General features: G+C 38.2%; 17 protein-coding genes. All 17 read right to left on the bottom strand.

The genetic code is table 11. The features are described 5' to 3' along the window. Window positions 1-83: 83 nt before the first annotated feature. Window positions 84-1,280, bottom strand: coding sequence for an MDR family MFS transporter (locus ACSKY2_RS08770; protein ID WP_489877483.1), 1,197 nt, complete (start codon window positions 1,278-1,280; stop codon window positions 84-86). A 94-nt stretch (window positions 1,281-1,374) separates the two neighbouring features. Continuing rightward, window positions 1,375-2,790: a replicative DNA helicase gene (dnaB, locus tag ACSKY2_RS08765; RefSeq protein ID WP_489840121.1), complete on the bottom strand. Its 1,416-nt coding sequence runs from the start codon at window positions 2,788-2,790 to the stop codon at window positions 1,375-1,377. Between the two features lie 177 nt (window positions 2,791-2,967). Then, window positions 2,968-3,420 (bottom strand): 50S ribosomal protein L9, encoded by a 453-nt coding sequence (gene rplI / locus ACSKY2_RS08760; protein WP_489840122.1) that lies wholly within the window; start codon window positions 3,418-3,420, stop codon window positions 2,968-2,970. A 19-nt stretch (window positions 3,421-3,439) separates the two neighbouring features. Further along, entirely contained in the window at window positions 3,440-5,443 is a 2,004-nt protein-coding gene (locus ACSKY2_RS08755; RefSeq protein WP_489877482.1) for a DHH family phosphoesterase, read from the bottom strand. 147 nt (window positions 5,444-5,590) lie between these two features. Continuing rightward, complete coding sequence (locus ACSKY2_RS08750) at window positions 5,591-6,544, bottom strand: ABC transporter ATP-binding protein (RefSeq protein ID WP_489840124.1); 954 nt, start codon at window positions 6,542-6,544, stop codon at window positions 5,591-5,593. Beyond that, window positions 6,544-7,647, bottom strand: coding sequence for an ABC transporter ATP-binding protein (locus ACSKY2_RS08745; RefSeq protein WP_489878247.1), 1,104 nt, complete (start codon window positions 7,645-7,647; stop codon window positions 6,544-6,546). The genes ACSKY2_RS08750 and ACSKY2_RS08745 overlap by 1 nt, the downstream gene beginning before the upstream one ends. A gap of 17 nt (window positions 7,648-7,664) precedes the next feature. Further along, the gene (locus ACSKY2_RS08740) at window positions 7,665-8,696 is read right to left on the bottom strand and encodes an ABC transporter permease (RefSeq protein ID WP_489840126.1); all 1,032 of its coding nucleotides are present in this window, start codon (window positions 8,694-8,696) and stop codon (window positions 7,665-7,667) included. 14 nt (window positions 8,697-8,710) lie between these two features. After that, complete coding sequence (locus ACSKY2_RS08735; protein WP_489840127.1) at window positions 8,711-9,631, bottom strand: ABC transporter permease; 921 nt, start codon at window positions 9,629-9,631, stop codon at window positions 8,711-8,713. Between the two features lie 421 nt (window positions 9,632-10,052). Continuing rightward, window positions 10,053-11,669: a peptide ABC transporter substrate-binding protein gene (locus ACSKY2_RS08730; RefSeq protein WP_489877481.1), complete on the bottom strand. Its 1,617-nt coding sequence runs from the start codon at window positions 11,667-11,669 to the stop codon at window positions 10,053-10,055. A 294-nt stretch (window positions 11,670-11,963) separates the two neighbouring features. Further along, the gene (locus ACSKY2_RS08725) at window positions 11,964-12,620 is read right to left on the bottom strand and encodes an amino acid ABC transporter permease (RefSeq protein ID WP_489877480.1); all 657 of its coding nucleotides are present in this window, start codon (window positions 12,618-12,620) and stop codon (window positions 11,964-11,966) included. Then, window positions 12,617-13,270, bottom strand: a complete 654-nt coding sequence (locus ACSKY2_RS08720; RefSeq protein ID WP_489877479.1) for an amino acid ABC transporter permease — start codon at window positions 13,268-13,270, stop codon at window positions 12,617-12,619. The genes ACSKY2_RS08725 and ACSKY2_RS08720 overlap by 4 nt, the downstream gene beginning before the upstream one ends. Then, window positions 13,267-14,115, bottom strand: a complete 849-nt coding sequence (locus ACSKY2_RS08715; RefSeq protein ID WP_489840131.1) for a transporter substrate-binding domain-containing protein — start codon at window positions 14,113-14,115, stop codon at window positions 13,267-13,269. The genes ACSKY2_RS08720 and ACSKY2_RS08715 overlap by 4 nt, the downstream gene beginning before the upstream one ends. Window positions 14,116-14,126: 11 nt before the next feature. Further along, window positions 14,127-14,861, bottom strand: a complete 735-nt coding sequence (locus ACSKY2_RS08710) for an amino acid ABC transporter ATP-binding protein (RefSeq protein WP_489840132.1) — start codon at window positions 14,859-14,861, stop codon at window positions 14,127-14,129. 178 nt (window positions 14,862-15,039) lie between these two features. Beyond that, complete coding sequence (locus tag ACSKY2_RS08705) at window positions 15,040-15,837, bottom strand: DUF6681 family protein (RefSeq protein WP_489840133.1); 798 nt, start codon at window positions 15,835-15,837, stop codon at window positions 15,040-15,042. Next, window positions 15,837-16,301: a hypothetical protein gene (locus ACSKY2_RS08700; RefSeq protein ID WP_489877478.1), complete on the bottom strand. Its 465-nt coding sequence runs from the start codon at window positions 16,299-16,301 to the stop codon at window positions 15,837-15,839. Before ACSKY2_RS08700 ends, ACSKY2_RS08705 begins: the two co-directional genes overlap by 1 nt. A 6-nt stretch (window positions 16,302-16,307) precedes the next feature. After that, window positions 16,308-16,883, bottom strand: a complete 576-nt coding sequence (locus ACSKY2_RS08695; protein WP_489877477.1) for a guanylate kinase — start codon at window positions 16,881-16,883, stop codon at window positions 16,308-16,310. Between the two features lie 379 nt (window positions 16,884-17,262). Next, the gene (pepV, locus tag ACSKY2_RS08690) at window positions 17,263-18,681 is read right to left on the bottom strand and encodes a dipeptidase PepV (RefSeq protein WP_489877476.1); all 1,419 of its coding nucleotides are present in this window, start codon (window positions 18,679-18,681) and stop codon (window positions 17,263-17,265) included. Window positions 18,682-18,704: the final 23 nt, after the last annotated feature.

Here is an 18,704-nt window from a genome sequence, read left to right as displayed (position 1 = left end):
AGCAAAATAATTTAAAAAGCGTATAACAAAAGATTGAGATTTTCAAATCATCTTTTGTTATACGCTTTTTTCAGCATGATTGCTTAGTCTTCTTCATAACGAATGGTGTGTTTATACCCCACTAAAATACTAAATAATACACCTGTAAATGCCACAAACGTCAATGCTGCAGCAGCATAGAATAAGGTATGATAGCCTTGCGCCTGAATAATAAAACCTCCTACTAAAGGCCCAACAGCTCTACCAACAGAAGGTGCAGCAGCAGATAATCCTTGGTAACGTCCTTTCAAAGCCATTGGTGTTAATTCATTAACTAATGCAGGAATCATTGGGAAAGCAGTTGCTTCACCAATCGTCGTAATAATCATGGCCAAAGCAAAACCACCAAAATGGTGACTAAAAGGCAACACTAGAAAGGACAAACCAAACATAATAATACCGACAAATATTTGAATAAACATTGATCGTCGATTAGCCGATAAATTTAAGGCATTCATCCCTAATTGAATAATTGCAATTAATACACCATTAATCGTCCATAGAATAGAATATTGCCAAAGCGGTAATTTCAGAACACTATTCATATAAACAGAAACATTTCCTTGCCATTGCGCATATGAAATCCATAAAATCACTAAGCCTAACACACTTGCATAAATAAGTACGAGATTCCATTTCGGTAATCTTATTTTTGTTGCTAATGTTTCCCGACTCTGATTGCCCAAATCAATCCGGAATTTCACGTGTACAATCACAAACAACACGATATACAATAGTAACGCCAATAAAAATAACCATGTGATACCGAAAGGATAAATTGGTCCAACTAAAGCTGTTGAAAATACCATCCCAAAATTACTCATAAAATACAGCATGTTAAATACGAATCGCCCATCATGTGACCGAACTTGTGTCCCATAGGCATTAATTACGGCTGTCAACCAGCCACCAAAAAAGCCAACCATCGTTAAAATAATGGCATATATTGGCCAACCATGCCATAAAATGAACGCAATTTGCAAAATCATCATCAATATCACACCAAACTGAATCAGTTGATAGGGTTTAAAGCGATCAAATAAACGTCCACTAATAATTGAACCAATTGCTTGACCAATTGCATTCGCCATCATAACCCACCCAATAGTTACAAGGGTTTGATACAACTCATTGTATAAATAAACCGAAGTGAGTGGCCAAATAAAGCCAAACGCGAAACTATTAATAAAACTTGCTGTTAATAACCAGCGCAATGACATTCCTTGCGCAGTACTTTGCATGATAAACCTCTTTTCATTTTGCCCACACAAAATAGAGCGAGGTTAATGAATTTAATCATCAACCTCGTTCTTCACGATTTACGACATCTACATGTTAACCAAAGCCACCTGGCTCTTCATTATGAAAATCAATATTAGAAAATTTATTGTATGATTTTACAAATAATAATCGTGCAGTTCCACGAGCACCAGAACGATTTTTCTCTAAAATAACTTCAATTTCACCAATATCTTGCTGCTCTTCCTCACGTGGATCATTTTGGTTATCCGCATCATCGTTTGATTTTTCATAATAATCATCACGATATAAAAATGCCACGATATCCGCATCCTGCTCAATAGAACCAGATTCACGAATATCTGATAACATTGGTCGTTTATCTTGGCGTTGCTCAACACTACGTGATAATTGTGACAATGCAATGATTGGCACATTCATTTCCATCGCCATCATCTTGATTGCTCGTGAAATTGCCGAGACTTCTTGTTGACGTCCTTCATTACGAGTTCCCTCAATCAATTGCAAATAATCAATGATCACAAGTCCTAAGCGTCCTTCACGCTTATAAAGGCGTCGTAACTTTGAGCGAATCTCTGTCACCTTAATACCTGGTGTATCATCAATGTAAATGTTCGTTCGTGCTAATGAACCAGTTGCCACGGCCAATGCGTTCCATTCGTCTGACTCTAACTGTCCCGTTCGCATATGTTGTGAATTAATATTACCCTCTGCTGCTAACATACGATTAACTAACGCCGTGTCTGGCATTTCCAATGAGAATATGACCACTGGCAATGTCGGATCAGCAACCGCCACTTTTTGCGCAATGTTTAGCACGAAGGCCGTTTTACCTACGGCCGGACGAGCAGCAATAATAATCATTTCTCCTTCATGAAAGCCTGTTGTTAAATTATCTAACGCTGGAAAACCCGAAGCAAGTCCAGTTACTGTTTCATCAGTTCTTGAATTTTGTTCAATTTGTTCGAACGACTTATTAACAACATCGGCAATATTTTTAAAATCGGCACTTTTTTCGCCACCGTTAATTAAGTCTAACTTTGTCGAAAGATCTGCCACAGCATCATCAACTGAATCACTACCCTCATATGTTTGTGTCAAACTATCCTGCAGTGTATCAATCATATTACGGCGCACTGAACGTTCACGCACAATGCGTGCATAATACAATGCATTACCTGCAACTGGTACGCTTGATGCTAATTCGGTTAAGTAGGCCATGCCACCAACATTTTCAACTTGATTATCTTTATCCAATTCATCAGTAATTGTTAAGATATCAATAGCACGTTGTGACTCATCAAGTGCTAAGATAGCTGAATAAATTAAGCGATGTGCTGTCCGATAAAAATCATCTGGTTCCAGAATTGTCATTAAATCAGCTAATAGATCTTGTGGATCCGTTGCTAATAAAATTGACCCCAGTACAGCTTGTTCTGCTTCAACATCTTGTGGCACTTGTAATGGTGCAGCCTCATTTTGATCAGCCATGTGAACATAACCTCCTTTCACAAATAATCCATTTCTCATTGTATCAAATAACCAACAATTTTGCCTATCGTTACTGTCATCTTTTGACACTAGTTTAAAACCAGCAACCCACCAAATAAAAATGGTTAGATTACTGGCTCTTTGATGAGATATGATGACAATATCTCAACTGATAGGTTATTGTTCATCCGTGTGAACACGAATTGTTGCTTCAACATCACGATGAAGTTTCACCTTAACATTACGATAACCCAATGCGCGAATAGGTTCTTTCATATCCATTTTGCGCTTATCAATTTTAATATCGTACTGGTTTAACAAAGCTGCCACTACTTGTTTTGATGAAATCGCACCAAACAAACGCCCATCTTTACCTGCTTTTGCTTTTAACTCAACAACAGTTGCATCATCTTCTAATTTATTTTTTAAAGCAATTGCTGCTTCTTTTTCTTCAGCAGCCTCACGATCCGCCGCTTTCTTCTGACCCCGTAAAGCAGAGACGTTGGCATTTGTTGCTGCTTGCGCCTTATGATTCTTAATCAAGAAATTATTAGCGTAACCATCTGGCACATTTTTTACTTCACCTTTTTTCCCACGACCCTTAACATCTTCTAAGAAAATAACTTTCACTATTCATACCTTCTTCTAACTAATTTTCTTGATCACTATCTTTATTAAGTTCGGTCAACAACATCTGGTAAACATCTTCAGTGGTCGCTTCTTTAACTTGGGTAGCCGCATTACTTAAATGACCACCGCCACCCATTGCTTCCATTACTAATTGGACACTAACGGTTCCTGTAGAACGAGCAGAAACAGCAACAGTATCGGTATCTCTACGTGTAATAACATATGCTGAAGACACACCAATCATTTGTAACAATGAGTCTGATGCTTGTGCTGCAACGACTGAATCATACTGCACATCATCTTCACCAACAACAATGGCAACTGTATCATGTATTTGCGCACGTTCAATAAGATGTGCCCGATTTCGATACGAATCAACCGACTCTTTCATAAAGTCTTGTAATAAAGTTCCGTCTGCGCCCACGGCACGTAAATAACTTGCCGCATCAAACGTTCGTGTACCTGACCGTAATGTAAATGACTTCGTATCAATTTGAATACCAGCTAACATTGCCGTTGCTTCCAAACGTCTAAGTCCTTGGGCACGACGTGGTTGATACTCAAATAATTCTGCAACCAATTCTGAAGTTGATGACGCATACGATTCCACATACACCAATTGTGGTTCTTCAGGAAACTCTTCACCACGTCGATGGTGATCAATAATAACAACACGGTCTTTCATTGCTTCGTATACTTCTTGTGACTCTGATAACGATGGCTTCGAATGATCAACAATAACTAACAAACTTTGATCCGTCATCTGACTTAACACTTCACTCGGTGTGAGCATCGCATTCTCATCGGAAGCATCTTCCGCTAACTGACCCAATAATAATTGAATATCAGAGTGCTCTTGGCCCGTTTCTTCATAAACAATCCAAGCTGGTTTACCCAACATTTCAGCTAACCGCCGAACACCTAAGGCGCCACCAAACGAATCCATATCTGGTCGTTTGTGCCCCATGACAAACACTTGATCCGCTTGGTCAAACAAATCAGCCAAAGCTTGTGAAATCACACGTGCACGAACACGCGTTCTTTTTGCCATTGGATTTGTATTTCCCCCATAGAACCTTGCAGAACCAGTAGATGACTTCACAACAACCTGATCGCCACCACGACCTAATGCCAAGTCCAAGTTAGCTTGTGCATTTTCAGCTAATACATCGATAGCCATTTCATTATAAGCAATCCCAATACTTAATGTAATTTGTGCATTTTGCATTGAAGTTGACTCACGAATGGCTTTTAACAGATTAAATTTATCATTTTCTGCTTTCTTCAATGCTTCGCGGTAACCAATCATTAAATACCGATCAACTGATAAACGCCGAACGTAGATATCATGGTCCGCCATCCAATCAGATAACGTTTTCGTGACATATGTACGTAATGTCGATGCATCTGCATCACTCATACCTTCGGTTACTTCATCATAATTATCAAGCGATACAATCCCTAAAAATAATTTATGATTTTCATAATCTGCTGATATTTTAGCAGATGTTGTCCGATCCATTAGATAGACCGCATTCAACTCTGGCTGCACTTGTAATTGAAAAATATGACCCAACCAATTCAATTCTGTAATTCTCTTAGTTTCATCTGGCCACACAGTAACAATTTCAGCTAATTGCTCAGACACCTGCTGCAAATCGCTGCCAACAATCGTTTCATCACCTAATAATTGTTGCAAATAAGGATTGACCCATTCAATTTCTCCATCATCTGTAAAAAGAATAACACCTAGTGGCATTTGAATAATGGCTTCTTGCTCACCACGATTAATGCGATAAGATAAATTTTCAATATAATGGGTTGTTTGTTCGCTCAAGTCTTGTAGTGTTTTAAAAATGACTATTAGCGCAATGACAACTAAAACTAACCAAATAATACCGACAATCCAATTAACCAACCAGGCCAAAATTGACCCCACAATTGCAATGAACGATACTAAGGTTGCCATGCCAGCAAGGCGCTGATTTTTAAAGAATGTCGGTAACGCTGTAAAATTTCTCACCCGTCTCACCTAACCTATTCTTTTATTTGTATCGTATAATTATAACATAAACGCTCATCACGATAAAATTGACCCGAATAAAATAAGACGAAAGATTGTTGCTCAAATCAGTCAGAGCTTACACATTCTTCCGTCTTATTTTCATTTTTAATCAATTAACCCGAATTCACGAGCACGTTCTTGATACATGGCAACTTCATCTTCACCGGCCCAAACAAAATGTTGTGGGGCGATTTCAACCATTTGTCTATCACGTCCATCTAATTCATCAGTTGGATCATATACCAATGGTACACGTTGCTCTTCAACGCTTGGATCGGGTACCGGGATCGAGCTCAACAATGAACGCGTATAATCATGTAGCGGATGATTATAGACTTCATCGGCAGATCCTATTTCAACCATTTTACCCCAGTGCATAACACCAATACGATCTGAGATATACTTGACCATCGACAAATCGTGGGCAATAAACAAATAAGTTAATCCTTGTTGGACTTGTAAATCTTTCAGCAAATTAACCACTTGTGCTTGAATCGAAACATCCAATGCTGAAATAGGTTCGTCAGCAATGATGAATTTGGGGCGCACTGCAAGTGCCCGCGCAATACCAATACGTTGCCGTTGACCACCTGAAAATTCATGTGGGTAACGACTAGAATGGTCACGGTTTAAACCAACAATTTCCAATAGATCTTCAACTTGCTTAGAACGATCTGCTGCATCTTTTGCTAAATGATTAACATCAATACCTTCCGCTACAATATCCTTAACTTTCATACGTAAATCAAGAGATGCTTGTGGGTCTTGGAAAATCATTTGCACTGCTTGATGGAACTTGCTTAGTTTATCATGCTTCTTTAACTTTGCAAGGTCTTCACCTTCAAATAAAATCTTACCATTTGTTGGTTCATATAGTTTCATAATGGCACGACCTATTGTTGTCTTACCTGATCCTGATTCCCCAACCAAACCAAAAGTTTCACCTTCATAGATATCAAAGGAAGCATTTTGAACCGCTTTTGTTTCATTAGATTTTCCTTCATTAAAAGTAATATCTAATCCCTGTATTTCAACTAACTTCTTACGATCATCAGCCATTATTTGCCACCTCCATTTCCTAGAACAGCAGCATTATCGACTGGAACAGCCTTTGAACGGTCCGCTTCTGGATGTTCAGCTTGGAAACGTGCCCATCGCTTTTGCACCTCTAACGGTGGCTCAACTTCCGGTGCTCTTTCGTCTAACAACCAAGTTGCAGCATAATGTGTCTGTGATAACTTGAAATAAGGTGGTTTCACCTTTTCATCAGCTGCAATAGCATAGCGATTACGTGGTGCAAAGGCATCACCAATCGGTGGATTCAACAGATCAGGTGGCGTTCCTGGAATAGCTTCCAACTTACCACGTTCTGTTTTAGTCGTTGGCATTGAATTTAGCAAGCCCCACGTATATGGATGTTGTGGAAAGTTAAAGACTTCATCAACTTTACCAATTTCAATAATCTCACCAGCATACATTACAGCAACACGATCAGCCATTCCGGCAACCACACCCAAATCATGCGTAATGAAAATGATTGATGTCTCTGATTTTTCTTGAATATCCTTCATTAAATGAAGAATTTGGGCTTGAATGGTCACATCCAAAGCAGTCGTCGGTTCATCAGCAATCAAAATCTCTGGATTATCAATCAGTGCAATCGCAATAACAATACGTTGTCGCATACCACCAGAAAATTGGTGGGGATAATCATTAATATGAGCTTTTGCATTGGGAATACCCACTAATTTCATCATTTCTAAAGCTTTTTCCCAAGCTTTTTTCTTACTTAAATGTTGATGTTTAATTAATGGTTCTGCAATCTGTTGTCCAATTTTCATCGTTGGATCTAATGATGTCATAGGATCTTGGAAAATCATTGCAATTTCAGAACCACGAATTTTTTGCATTTGTGCTTCTGATTTGCCAATGATTTCCTCACCTTTAAAGGTAATTGATCCCTTTTCAACACGGGCATTTTTGGCTAACAATCCCATCAATGAACGTGTTGTGACTGATTTTCCCGATCCTGATTCACCCACAATTGCTAATGTCTCACCTTTGTACAAATCAAATGAAACATCGCGGATGGCCTGAACACTTCCATTATAAGTATTGAAATTGATTTTAAGGTCATCAACTTCAAGAATTTTCTCTGCCATATCTTCACTCTCTTCCATTAATCCTTTGTACGTGGATCAAACGCATCACGTAATCCATCACCTAATAAGTTAAATGCAATCATAATAATTCCCAAAACGACTGCCGGAATAACTAATTGATAAGGGTAGAATTGCATGGCTTTTTGTCCATCATTTAACAAAGTACCCAACGATGCCATCGGTACCGGAATACCCAATCCAATAAATGAGAGCAATGCCTCAAAGAAGATTGCAGATGGAATGGTAAACATTAGTTGAACGATAATTGTCGAGCTTAGATTAGGTACCAAATGCCGTAACCCAATCCGCCAAGTAGACGAACCTAATGTCCGTGCAGCTAAAATATAATCTTGTTCTTTCGCTGTCAAAACTTGTGCCCTGACCAATCTGGCCATCGACGTCCATGATGTCAAAGCAATTCCTAATGAAATTGAAAGCATACCTGGCTTCATAACTAAAATCAATAGCACGAAAACAACTAAATTAGGAATTGATGACACGATTTCAATAATTCGTTGCATGACCATATCTGTCTTACCACCACGCCAACCTGAGAGAATACCATAAGCAACCCCAAAGGCCAAATCCATCAAAGTTGCAATCAATGCAACTTCCAATGAAATACGCGTACCATATAAAACACGTTTGAAGATATCTCGTCCAAATTGATCTGTTCCAAACCAGTAATTTTTCTTATCAGAAACCCCTGCTGATTTGTATTGGTCGACCTTTTTTCCATCCAGCTTAGCTTCACCAGTAAATCCAGGAATATCACCTAGTACACCTGGTAAACGAGCCGGTAAGTTTTGAATCGTCACATCTTGACGAGCAGTTGCGGTTGAATTAGCAACTGGCGTTGAAGCAAATGCAACTACAAAAACAAAGATCAATACCCAAAGCGAGATAAAAGCACCCTTATTCTTTTTTAAACGACGCCAAGCGTCTTTTAAGAAACTGACAGATGGCTTTAAAATCTTTTCATTGTCAGTTTGACGATCAGCGGGAAGCAATTGAAAATCATCTGCTGTTAAATTTACTTTTTCAGACATTAGCTACTCCTTCCTTATTTGGCCAATCGTATACGTGGATCAATAATTCCGTACAAGATATCGGTTAACAACAAAACGACCATCAACATCATTGAATAAACAATCGTTGTTCCCATGATGATTTGATAATCATTTGTCAAAATTGAATCAACGAATTGACTACCAATACCAGGAATCGAGAAGATGTTCTCCACAACAATTGATCCAGTCAACAAATTAACCGCCATTGGTCCAATCAATGTGACCAATGGAATCAATGAATTACGCAAAGCGTGTTTCCAAATAATTTCATTCTTTGATAAGCCCTTCGCACGAGCTAATTCTATGTAATCTGAACCAAGCACATCAACCATTTCAGTTCGAATGAAACGAGCTGACGTTGCTAATGGACTCATGCCTAAAGCGATGGTTGGCAAAATAGTTGCTGCAAAACCTTTCCAACCAGCAATTGGTAACCAACCCAACTTTAGTCCAATCCAGTATTGTAGTAAAGCTGCGAATACGAATGAAGGAATTGAGATACCAAGAACGGCTAAGATTGATAGAAATGTATCAGTCTTAGTATTACGACGAACTGCAGCTGCTGCACCAAGACCAGTACCCGCAATCAAGCCAAAGATTAATGCTTGAATTCCTAGTTGTGCTGAAGGACCAAGGCGCTGGGCAACCAAAGTCGATACTTCTTGATTTGCGAATTGGAATGAAACACCAAAATTAAAATGTAGTGCATCCCAAAGATAAGTCACATATTGCACAATAACGGGCTTATCCAATCCATATTGAGCTTCAATCAACTTTTGTTGACTGGCAGATAAACGTTCTGCGTTAGCCAACGGTGATCCTGGCATCAGCTTCATTAAGAAAAATGTTGCCGAAATAATCAAGATCAAAGTTAACACAATAATTGCTAACCGTTTAATTATATATTTGAACATGGCCATGCCTTCCCTATTTTTGTTTCTACTCATAATATGCTAGAAAGTCATTTCGAAAACAACCATACTCTCATATCTCATAGCTATTAATTAGATGTTTTTAATTCTACCAGACGTTGTGTGATTGTAAAAGAGTTTGTTATAAAAGCTCACATAAATATTTAATTTTTTATTAAAATGCCATCGCTTACATTGATGAAAAATCAATTTTTTTAATGGGTTTTCATTTATTTTTTCTTTTGTCACACTGTTTTGCAAACTAATAATGAAACTCACGCTTATTTTCTAAAAATCCACTTTTTTAACCAATAATATTGTGTATTTTTAAGGATAAAAAAATGAGAGAGCAGGACAAATATATTATTTGTCACACCCCCTCCTTTTTTACATTAGTCGATTTTTATCAGTTTCACTGAGAATATTACTTCTTGTAAGCCCACTTCCAATCGAATGGTGCGCCAACTGTATTTGAAACAACACCCTTAACTGATTGATTCAATAGTGATGGCTTAGCTTGGTAGTAAACTGGTGCAACTGCGGCATCCTGTTGTAGCAACTTTTCAGCCTTAGCATAGTCAGCGTAACGCTTCGTTGCATCATTTACATCAGTTGTCTTAGCTGCCTTCATTGCATTATCGTAATCAGTATTCTTCCAACTACCATGGTTAAATGATGAGTCAGATGTATACAAGTCCAAGAACGTTGATGGATCAGCGTAATCAGCACCCCAAATAGTGTTAACCATATCAAACTTCTTTTCATTAGCTAATGAGATACGTTGCTTGAATGGTACTGTCTTAATTGTCACCTTCAAACCAGGCAACTTTTCCATTTGTGATTGGATAAATTGTGCAGAACGCTTTGCACCATCAGTATCGTCAGTCAAGTATTGCAAGGTAACCTTCTTCTTACCAGTTTCCTTCAATCCTTGCTTCCACAACTTCTTTGCTTCTTTCAAGTTGTAGCCAACAGCTGACTTATCAGAAGCCACCTTAGCGAAGTCCTTACCAGTTGCTGGATCCTTTGCTAACTTAGTTGATGTAAATGAAGTTGCTGGTGTTCCAGTACCACCAAGAATTTTTGAAGCCATTGTCTTACGATCAATCGACTTTGACAAAGCCATACGGATATTTTTATTATTCAAAGGCTTCTTGTGTTCATTAAATTCAATGAACGCTGTTGAAGCTTGTGAAATAACAACATAATCTTTCTTATTCTTTGAGGCCTTATATTGGTCAGGTGATAAGGTTGTATAGTCAACCTTCTTTGACTTGTACAAGTTATATCCTGTATTTTGATCCTTAATTGTTTGAATCGTAATCTTTGGCGTCTTTACAGTCTTAGCATCCCAATACGTTGGGTTCTTAACCAAAGAGAACTTGTTGTTTGAACCTGTCCAACCCTTCATCGTATATGGTCCGTTTGAGATCGTATACTTTGCAGCAGTACCATACTTCTTACCAACTTTATCAACAAACTTCTTATTTTGTGGTTCAAAAGTTGCCATTGTTAATACTGATTCTAATTGTGGCATTGGTCGCTCAAGTGTGACTTGCAATGTCTTGTCATCAAGTGCCTTAACACCTAAATCACTGACCGGCTTATCACCCTTTTGTACTTCATCGGCATTCTTAATGCCTGAATATAGGTAAGCATATTGTGAAGCAGTCTTTGGATCGTTCGTACGTTGCCAACCATAAACATAATCACCTGCAGTAACAGGATCACCGTTAGACCACTTCATATCACGCAAATGGTATGTCAAAGTTAAACCATCGTCTGACTTATCAACAGATGTTGCACCAGCCAATTGTGGTTTACCAGACTTGTCCATACGGTACAATCCCTCACCGATTGATTGTAAGTAATTAAAATCAATGGCGGCAGTTGTCTTCGAAGGATCCATCGTCCCAACATTAGCACTTTCAGTCCAATTAATTGTCTTATACTTAGCGGCACTAGCCGTTACTGGTACAAAAGCTGATCCTAAGATAACCGCACCAGACAACAAGGCACTAACCTTTAATGTCTTATTCATATTTGTCCCCATTTCCTAACCACATTCATATAACGTGATAACTTTTTCATAATCATATAATAAACTTAAATCATAGTCAACGATTTTTTTAAGTTCATTTTAATAAAACAATCTTTTTGAATATATAAATAACACATCATTTATATCTTTATAAATGTTTGCTAACGCTATTTTATTTTTAGTAATCTATCTCATAATCAGTTCATTTTATACTTTTGTCATTTTCTCATTTTTCCTAAATAAAAAGGAAGTTCTCAACGATTAAGAACTTCCTTTCATAAAAGCATCACCAATTTAGGCTGTCATACGACGATCTAATATATCACCAATCTTTGAAATAATAAAGTTTAGGATAAAGTAAATGACTGCTAATGCAAAGAACATTGAAATGATTGCGCTAGGTTCTTGTGCATACACAATTTGGGCACGATAAGTCACTTCAGGCAACATAATAATCGTTGCCAGTGACGTATCCTTAATCAAAGACACAAATTGTGACACAATTGGCGGAATCATTTTCTTATAGGCTTGCGGTAAAATAATGTGCCACAAAGCTTGCTTAAAGTTTAATCCATTTGATAACGCACCTTCTAATTGGCCCTTAGGAACAGCTAAAATACCTGAACGAATAATTTCTGCCAGCATTGCAGATTCAAAAATCGTCAATGCAAAGATTGTCGATGTGATGACACCAAAATGAATCCCAATTTTTGGCAAAGCAAAATAGGTGAAAAAGATAATTAATAGCAATGGCAAATTACGAATCAAATCAATAATAAATCCGATAATTTGTGAGACATAAGGAATTTTGACATACCTAACCACTCCCAAAATTGAACCAATAATGAAACTCAGGATAATTGAAACAACTGCTACCTCAATCGTTACTCCTAGTCCCATCATCAAGAAACGCATATTCACCCACGAAAATGCTGAAAAGAACTCACTCATGCGCGACCTCCATTCTTTTCAAGTCTGTTTTCCAAATAACGCATATAATAACTCATTGGCATCGTTAGAATAAGATAGAATATACCAACAATAATAAATGGGCCAAATGTGTCAAAAGTCATTTGTGAAATCTGATTTGCTTGATACATCAAATCTAGCCCTGCAACGAACGCTAGAACTGATGAGTTTTTAATTAAATTAATAAATTGATTACCGAGTGGTGGAATCACCAGTTTGAATGCTTGTGGTAAAACAATATAACGCATACCTTGCCACCACGAAAGTCCATTTGACATAGCACCCTCTAACTGTCCTTTTGGAACAGCATTAATACCTGCACGCACTGTTTCAGCAATAAAGGCTGACGTATATAGTGTTAATCCAAAGGTTCCTGCTGCAAAACCACTGATTTTAATAACATTGGCAATAACAACATAAAAGAACATTGTGATAACTAATAGCGGAATATTTCTAACAACTTCGATATAAATACGCCCGATGATGTTGACTAATTTATTAGGCACAACTTCCATTAAGGCAAAAACTGTTCCTAATATTAATGAACCAATCAAAGCTAGAATTGATGAAGCAATTGTCCAGCCAAATCCAGTCAGAAATTCACCAGCGTGTGATTGAAATAATGAGATCATTCTTTAGCCAACTCCTTCCAGTTCATACCCTTAACATTGCCGAACCATTTCTTAGCCATCTTAGCATAAGTACCATCTGACTTAATATCATCAATTGCCTTATTGACAGCCTTCACTAACTTAGGATTTTGTTTTTGCATTGCCACCCCGTATGGTTCCTTCGTAAAAGTACCACCACGAACTTCCAATGTCTTCGACCCTGCTGCCATACCATAGAGAATACCATTATCAGTTGTTAGGGCATCCCCTTGACCAGCTTTCAAAGCAGTTAATGCTGTAGCGTAATCTTGTAACCCAACAACCTTGGCTTTTGGCGCAAACTCTTTAATTTCATCAATTGATGTTGATCCTTGCACAGCTAACACACGTGCTTTAGGTGTATTCAATTGTTTGACATTATGATACTTACTTGATTTTTTAACCAAAATCGATTGTCCGGCATTAAAATATGATTGTGAAAAATCAACGACTTTTTGTCGATCAGGTGTAATCGACATCGTTGCAATAATGGCATCAATATTACCGTTTAACAACATTGGGACACGTGTACCAGATGTAATTTGTGTATATTCTACTTTAGCTTTTGGATTGACACGCTTTGTAATTTCTTTAGCCATATCAACATCAAACCCTTCAAGTTTACCTGTCTTGATGTTCATCAAACCCATTAATTTGGTATCACCTTTCACACCCCAATTCATGCGATTAGTTTTCATAATGCGATTATATGTCTCGTTTTTAGCAGTATCTGCATGAATAACTGTTTCCCCGGTTGCCCCAGCAAATAAGGTGACTGCAGCAGCTGCAAGAATTGACTTCATAACAACTTGAAACTTACTTTTCATGTTGCGCCTCCTTAACGAATAATTTGTGAGAGGAATTCCCGTGCACGTGGCTCCTTTGGATTAGCAAAGAATTCTTCAGTAGGTGAATCCTCTAAAATTTGACCCTTATCCATAAAAATAACACGGTCCGCAACCTTCTTAGCAAAGCCCATTTCGTGAGTCACAACTAATGTTGTCATTGATGAATCACTAACGATATCTTGAATAATCTGCAATACACCATTAATCATTTCAGGGTCCAACGCTGAAGTTGGCTCATCAAATAATAGGGCCTTTGGCTTCATTGCAAGTGAACGTGCAATGGCAATACGCTGTTGTTGTCCACCAGAAAGTGCAGCAGGTGACTTTTCAGCCTGATCAACTAATCCAACACGCTCAAGCAGTTCCATCGCAACTTTCTTATTTTCAGTCTCATCACGATGTAACACCAATCGTGGTGCTAACATAATATTTTCTAATACTGATTTATTCGCATACAAGTTGAAGTGTTGAAAAACCATACCAACATTCTTACGTGTACGGTTCATATCAGTCTTGGGATTCGCTAAATCTTGCCCATTAACGATTAGCTGTCCCCCCTGAACCGGTTCCAAACCATTTATCGTGCGAATTAACGTTGACTTTCCTGAACCAGATGGCCCAATTAAAACAACCGTTTCCCCAGCCTCTACCTTTAAATTGATGTCCGTCAATGCATGAAAATCTCCATAAAATTTATTGACATCTTTGAATTCGATCATCGACATAGTGGTTCCTCCTTGATAGATAACTCACCTCATGAAATTATCTTAGTATATAAAAATAACCCGTCGCGATTTTATTCGTGACGGGTCGCTAAACTAATAATAATCTTAAATTATCTAAAATGTCAATCATCTTGTTAAGTTTGTTGACATGAGAAATAATTCAATTTTAATGAATTAATTACTTTTTTGTATATGCTAATTCTACTGCTAATCGATACGGTTGTTCAACTGGCATCAAGGCCTGACGCCCACGCGTTTTGCCTGGGCCACCAGTAATAACGACAGATGCGATATATAAATTGTATGATTTTAATGCCAAGTCGACTGGTTGTAACCCAACTGTTTGAATGCGCGCTAACCGTGATGAAAGCATTTCATTTACCCCACCGTAAATAGCTAGGCCACCCCGCTCTTCTTCTAAACGAAAATAAGGTAATGGGGTTCCCGGGTGATTTGCAAAAATTGCTTGTTGCCCAGTTGCCAAAAAAGCCAATTGGTCTTTTTCTGACAGGCCACCGTAATTATCAGTGACCATACCACTTTCACGAAGTTGTTCAATAACCTTCTCGATTTCCGCAACCATATCATTATCTGAAACAGCTGTTGCTGGTAAAACTTGCTTTTTATTGTAAAGTCCATTTGCTGGCACATAGGGCATTGCTTTCCCCGTCGCCTCTTGCTTAGCGGCTTGGGATCCACCCAAAAGTTTCTCTAGCTTTGGCGAAATATCCCAACGAACTGTCTTTTTTGTGTAGTAATAAACACCATTCAAGATGGCACAATACAAAATAAACAGAAAGGCAAGTGCCAAACCAGCGCCTCGTAGATAAGCGCCATTTTGTGTGTAACGTATTGCCAAATATAAAATATAAAAATCACCGACAGTTGCGAGGATCGTATAAACTTGCCCCTTCCAACGTGCATTCACATTAAAAAAGCCAAGATAATGATTCAGTAAATCTAAGATTGATAACATTAGTTGGTTGTTCCTCCCTGTGTTGCGTTATTGGTTGTATTACCAGTTGTATTATTGGTCGTACTATCTGTTGTTGTCCCACCAGTCGTTGTCGTTGATGTATCAGATGATGCTTGATCCGTATCTTCAGAACTACTTGAAACTGATGCATCATCCGCTTCGCTACTACTTGAATTACTAATTTTTGATTTTGCACTTGAATTGACTGCATCGTCATCACTAACCACATCACTACTTGTATCATCTGATTCACTCGATCGACGTGATGATTTCTCTGTATCACTACTTGTCGAAGTTGAACTTTTCACACTAGATTGTGTTGTACTAGATGATACGACTGATGATTTTGCTGCTCCGTTTGATGTATGTGTTGATACATTAACAATTGCATTGGCAGCACTTAAAGCTAAAATAATAGAAACTAATGCGACTGGTGTAATAAATGGTGGTGTCCGATATGCCATATGTTGCTACTCCTCCTTCAGGTCATTAACGACAGCCTGTTTAACAATATGATCAATCTCTGCTTTTGCATTTTGCCAGTCATCGTTTACAATAACGTGCGCAATGCCTTGCAATGATTGTGGTAACTTGATATCTCGTTGATATTCTTCACTTGATAAGCGTTGTTGCATTTCTTCAAGATTATCCCCGCGTTTTGACAATCGCCCTAATAGATCAACAGTCTTTGTTACTGTCAAAAAGATGATGACAGCTGTATCTCCTAACTTTTCAGCATAGGTTTTAGCGCCTGCTGTATCAAGTACGATCGTGATCAAAGGATTCTTTTGCCAGGCTCGTTCTAATCCTTCATACGAAGAACCATATTGGTAATTTGCATATGACACACTTTCCAAATAATGATTATCTTGGAAACTTTGCGCCGTTTCAAAATAATAATCCACCTGATCAATTTCCCCTTCACGTGGCGGGCGTGTTGTATGCGTGATAACCTGTGGCATTTCATAAAATTCATTTAAATAATTTGCAACAGTGGTTTTCCCTGTACCTGTATTTCCCGTTAGTACGAAGACTTTGCGATCCATAACCCTATCTACTCTCTTTTTACTATTCTTTAGTATAAAACGCAATGCTTAAGTTTCCCTAATATTGTTTATGTTTCGACTAACTCGTTTCGTCAAAAATACAATGATTTTGCTAAATAATCATTGCAACATGTCGGCATATCATGAGTCATTGACGTTGACCGACCCGTGATCATCAAATATACTGTCATATAATTGTAACATATCTTTATTGTAAATGAAAAAATCATTCGTAAAGAATTCATCTGCGGGTAATTGAAAAGCCGTTAATCAACCAATGGTTAGATTAACGGCTTTTCACAGCGACATGCAGCCAGATTTCACTGTCTAAACAAACAATGAATAGATTGTTATTTCATTAATTTTCAATATTTAATAATTATTTGACATTTGCCAATTCATACATTGCTTGACCAAAAATTGCCATTGCACGTGTCAAATCAGCAACGGGGTAAAATTCATCAGCTTGATGCATCGTATCAGGCACCCCTTCAAACATCGCACCAAACGCAACCCCACGTTTTAGCAAACGACCAAATGTGCCACCACCGATGACTTGTTCACCAGCAGGTAAACCAGTATGTTCACGATAAACTTGTAATAGCGTTTGAACAAGTGGATCATCACCAGATACATAATGTGGTACTTGTGCATGACCCTCTTGCTTTGCAATGGCATCAAAACCTGCAGGCAATGACTCAGCAACATGCTTTTCAATTTCTTCAGCAGTTGTATTTTGTGGATAACGGAAATTCGTATTAACAAATCCATCTTCACCATCAGCAAAACGTTGAATACCCACATTCATTGATAAATCATGCATTAATTCATCATGTTTAATCGCACCAATTTTCTTGGCAACCGTATCATCATGAAGTTGTGTCCCTAAGAAAGTTAAAAAGCCCGCAGCGTTGCCGCCAAAATCTTCTGTTTGTAAGAAGTTGGCAAGATAGGTTCCAGCATTTTCACCAGTTTCCGGCATAGCACCATGAACTTGCTTACCATAGAATGTCAACGTCACTTGATCACCTTCAACGGTTGCTTCACCTTTCACACGATTTTCATTAGCCAAGTAGTCGTGCATATCCTTAACCAATGCGTCTGAAGCAGGTGTCTTAACAACAGCCTTCGCAACACCAGGCACCATGTTTGGGCGTTGACCAGCAGTAAACGAAATAAGCTTTAAGGCACCACCTTGAGTACCAGCAAAGCGCGTAACAATTGATACATTTCCCTTTTCACCATTAATGATTGGGAATTCAGCATCAGGAGAGAAGCCCATCGTTGGTTCACCATACTCAGCAAAGAAGTCGTCCATCCCTGTCCAATCTGATTCTTCGTCAATACCAACAACCAACACTAATTTACGATTCAACTTTAACTTCAAATCTTTAATCATCTTCAATGCATAGTAAGCTGCAAAAGTTGGCCCCTTGTCATCAGAGGCACCACGAGCATAAAGGCGACCATCTTCAATAACAGGTGTCCAAGGATCCTTTGTCCAGCCATCACCTTCTGGCATAACATCTAAATGACCGATAATGGCAACTGTTTCCTCGGCATCTTCAGGTCCTAATTCAGCATAAGCAACTAAATTCTTGTAGTTCCCAACTCGGAATCCATCACGCTTTGCAAATTCCTCAAATTTCAACAATGCTGCTTTAGGTCCTGGTCCTAAAGGTGCATCTGCGGTTGCCGCTTCATCATCACGTACAGACTTGATTGCTAACATTTCTTTCAAGTCTTCTAATAAATCATCTTCATATTTTAATGCTTCCGCAAGCCATTGTCTTGCCATTTTAAAATTCCTCCAAGATTAAC

Source organism: Weissella sp. ESL1156 (assembly GCF_058505625.1).
This window is presented reverse-complemented; position numbering and strand designations above follow the sequence as displayed.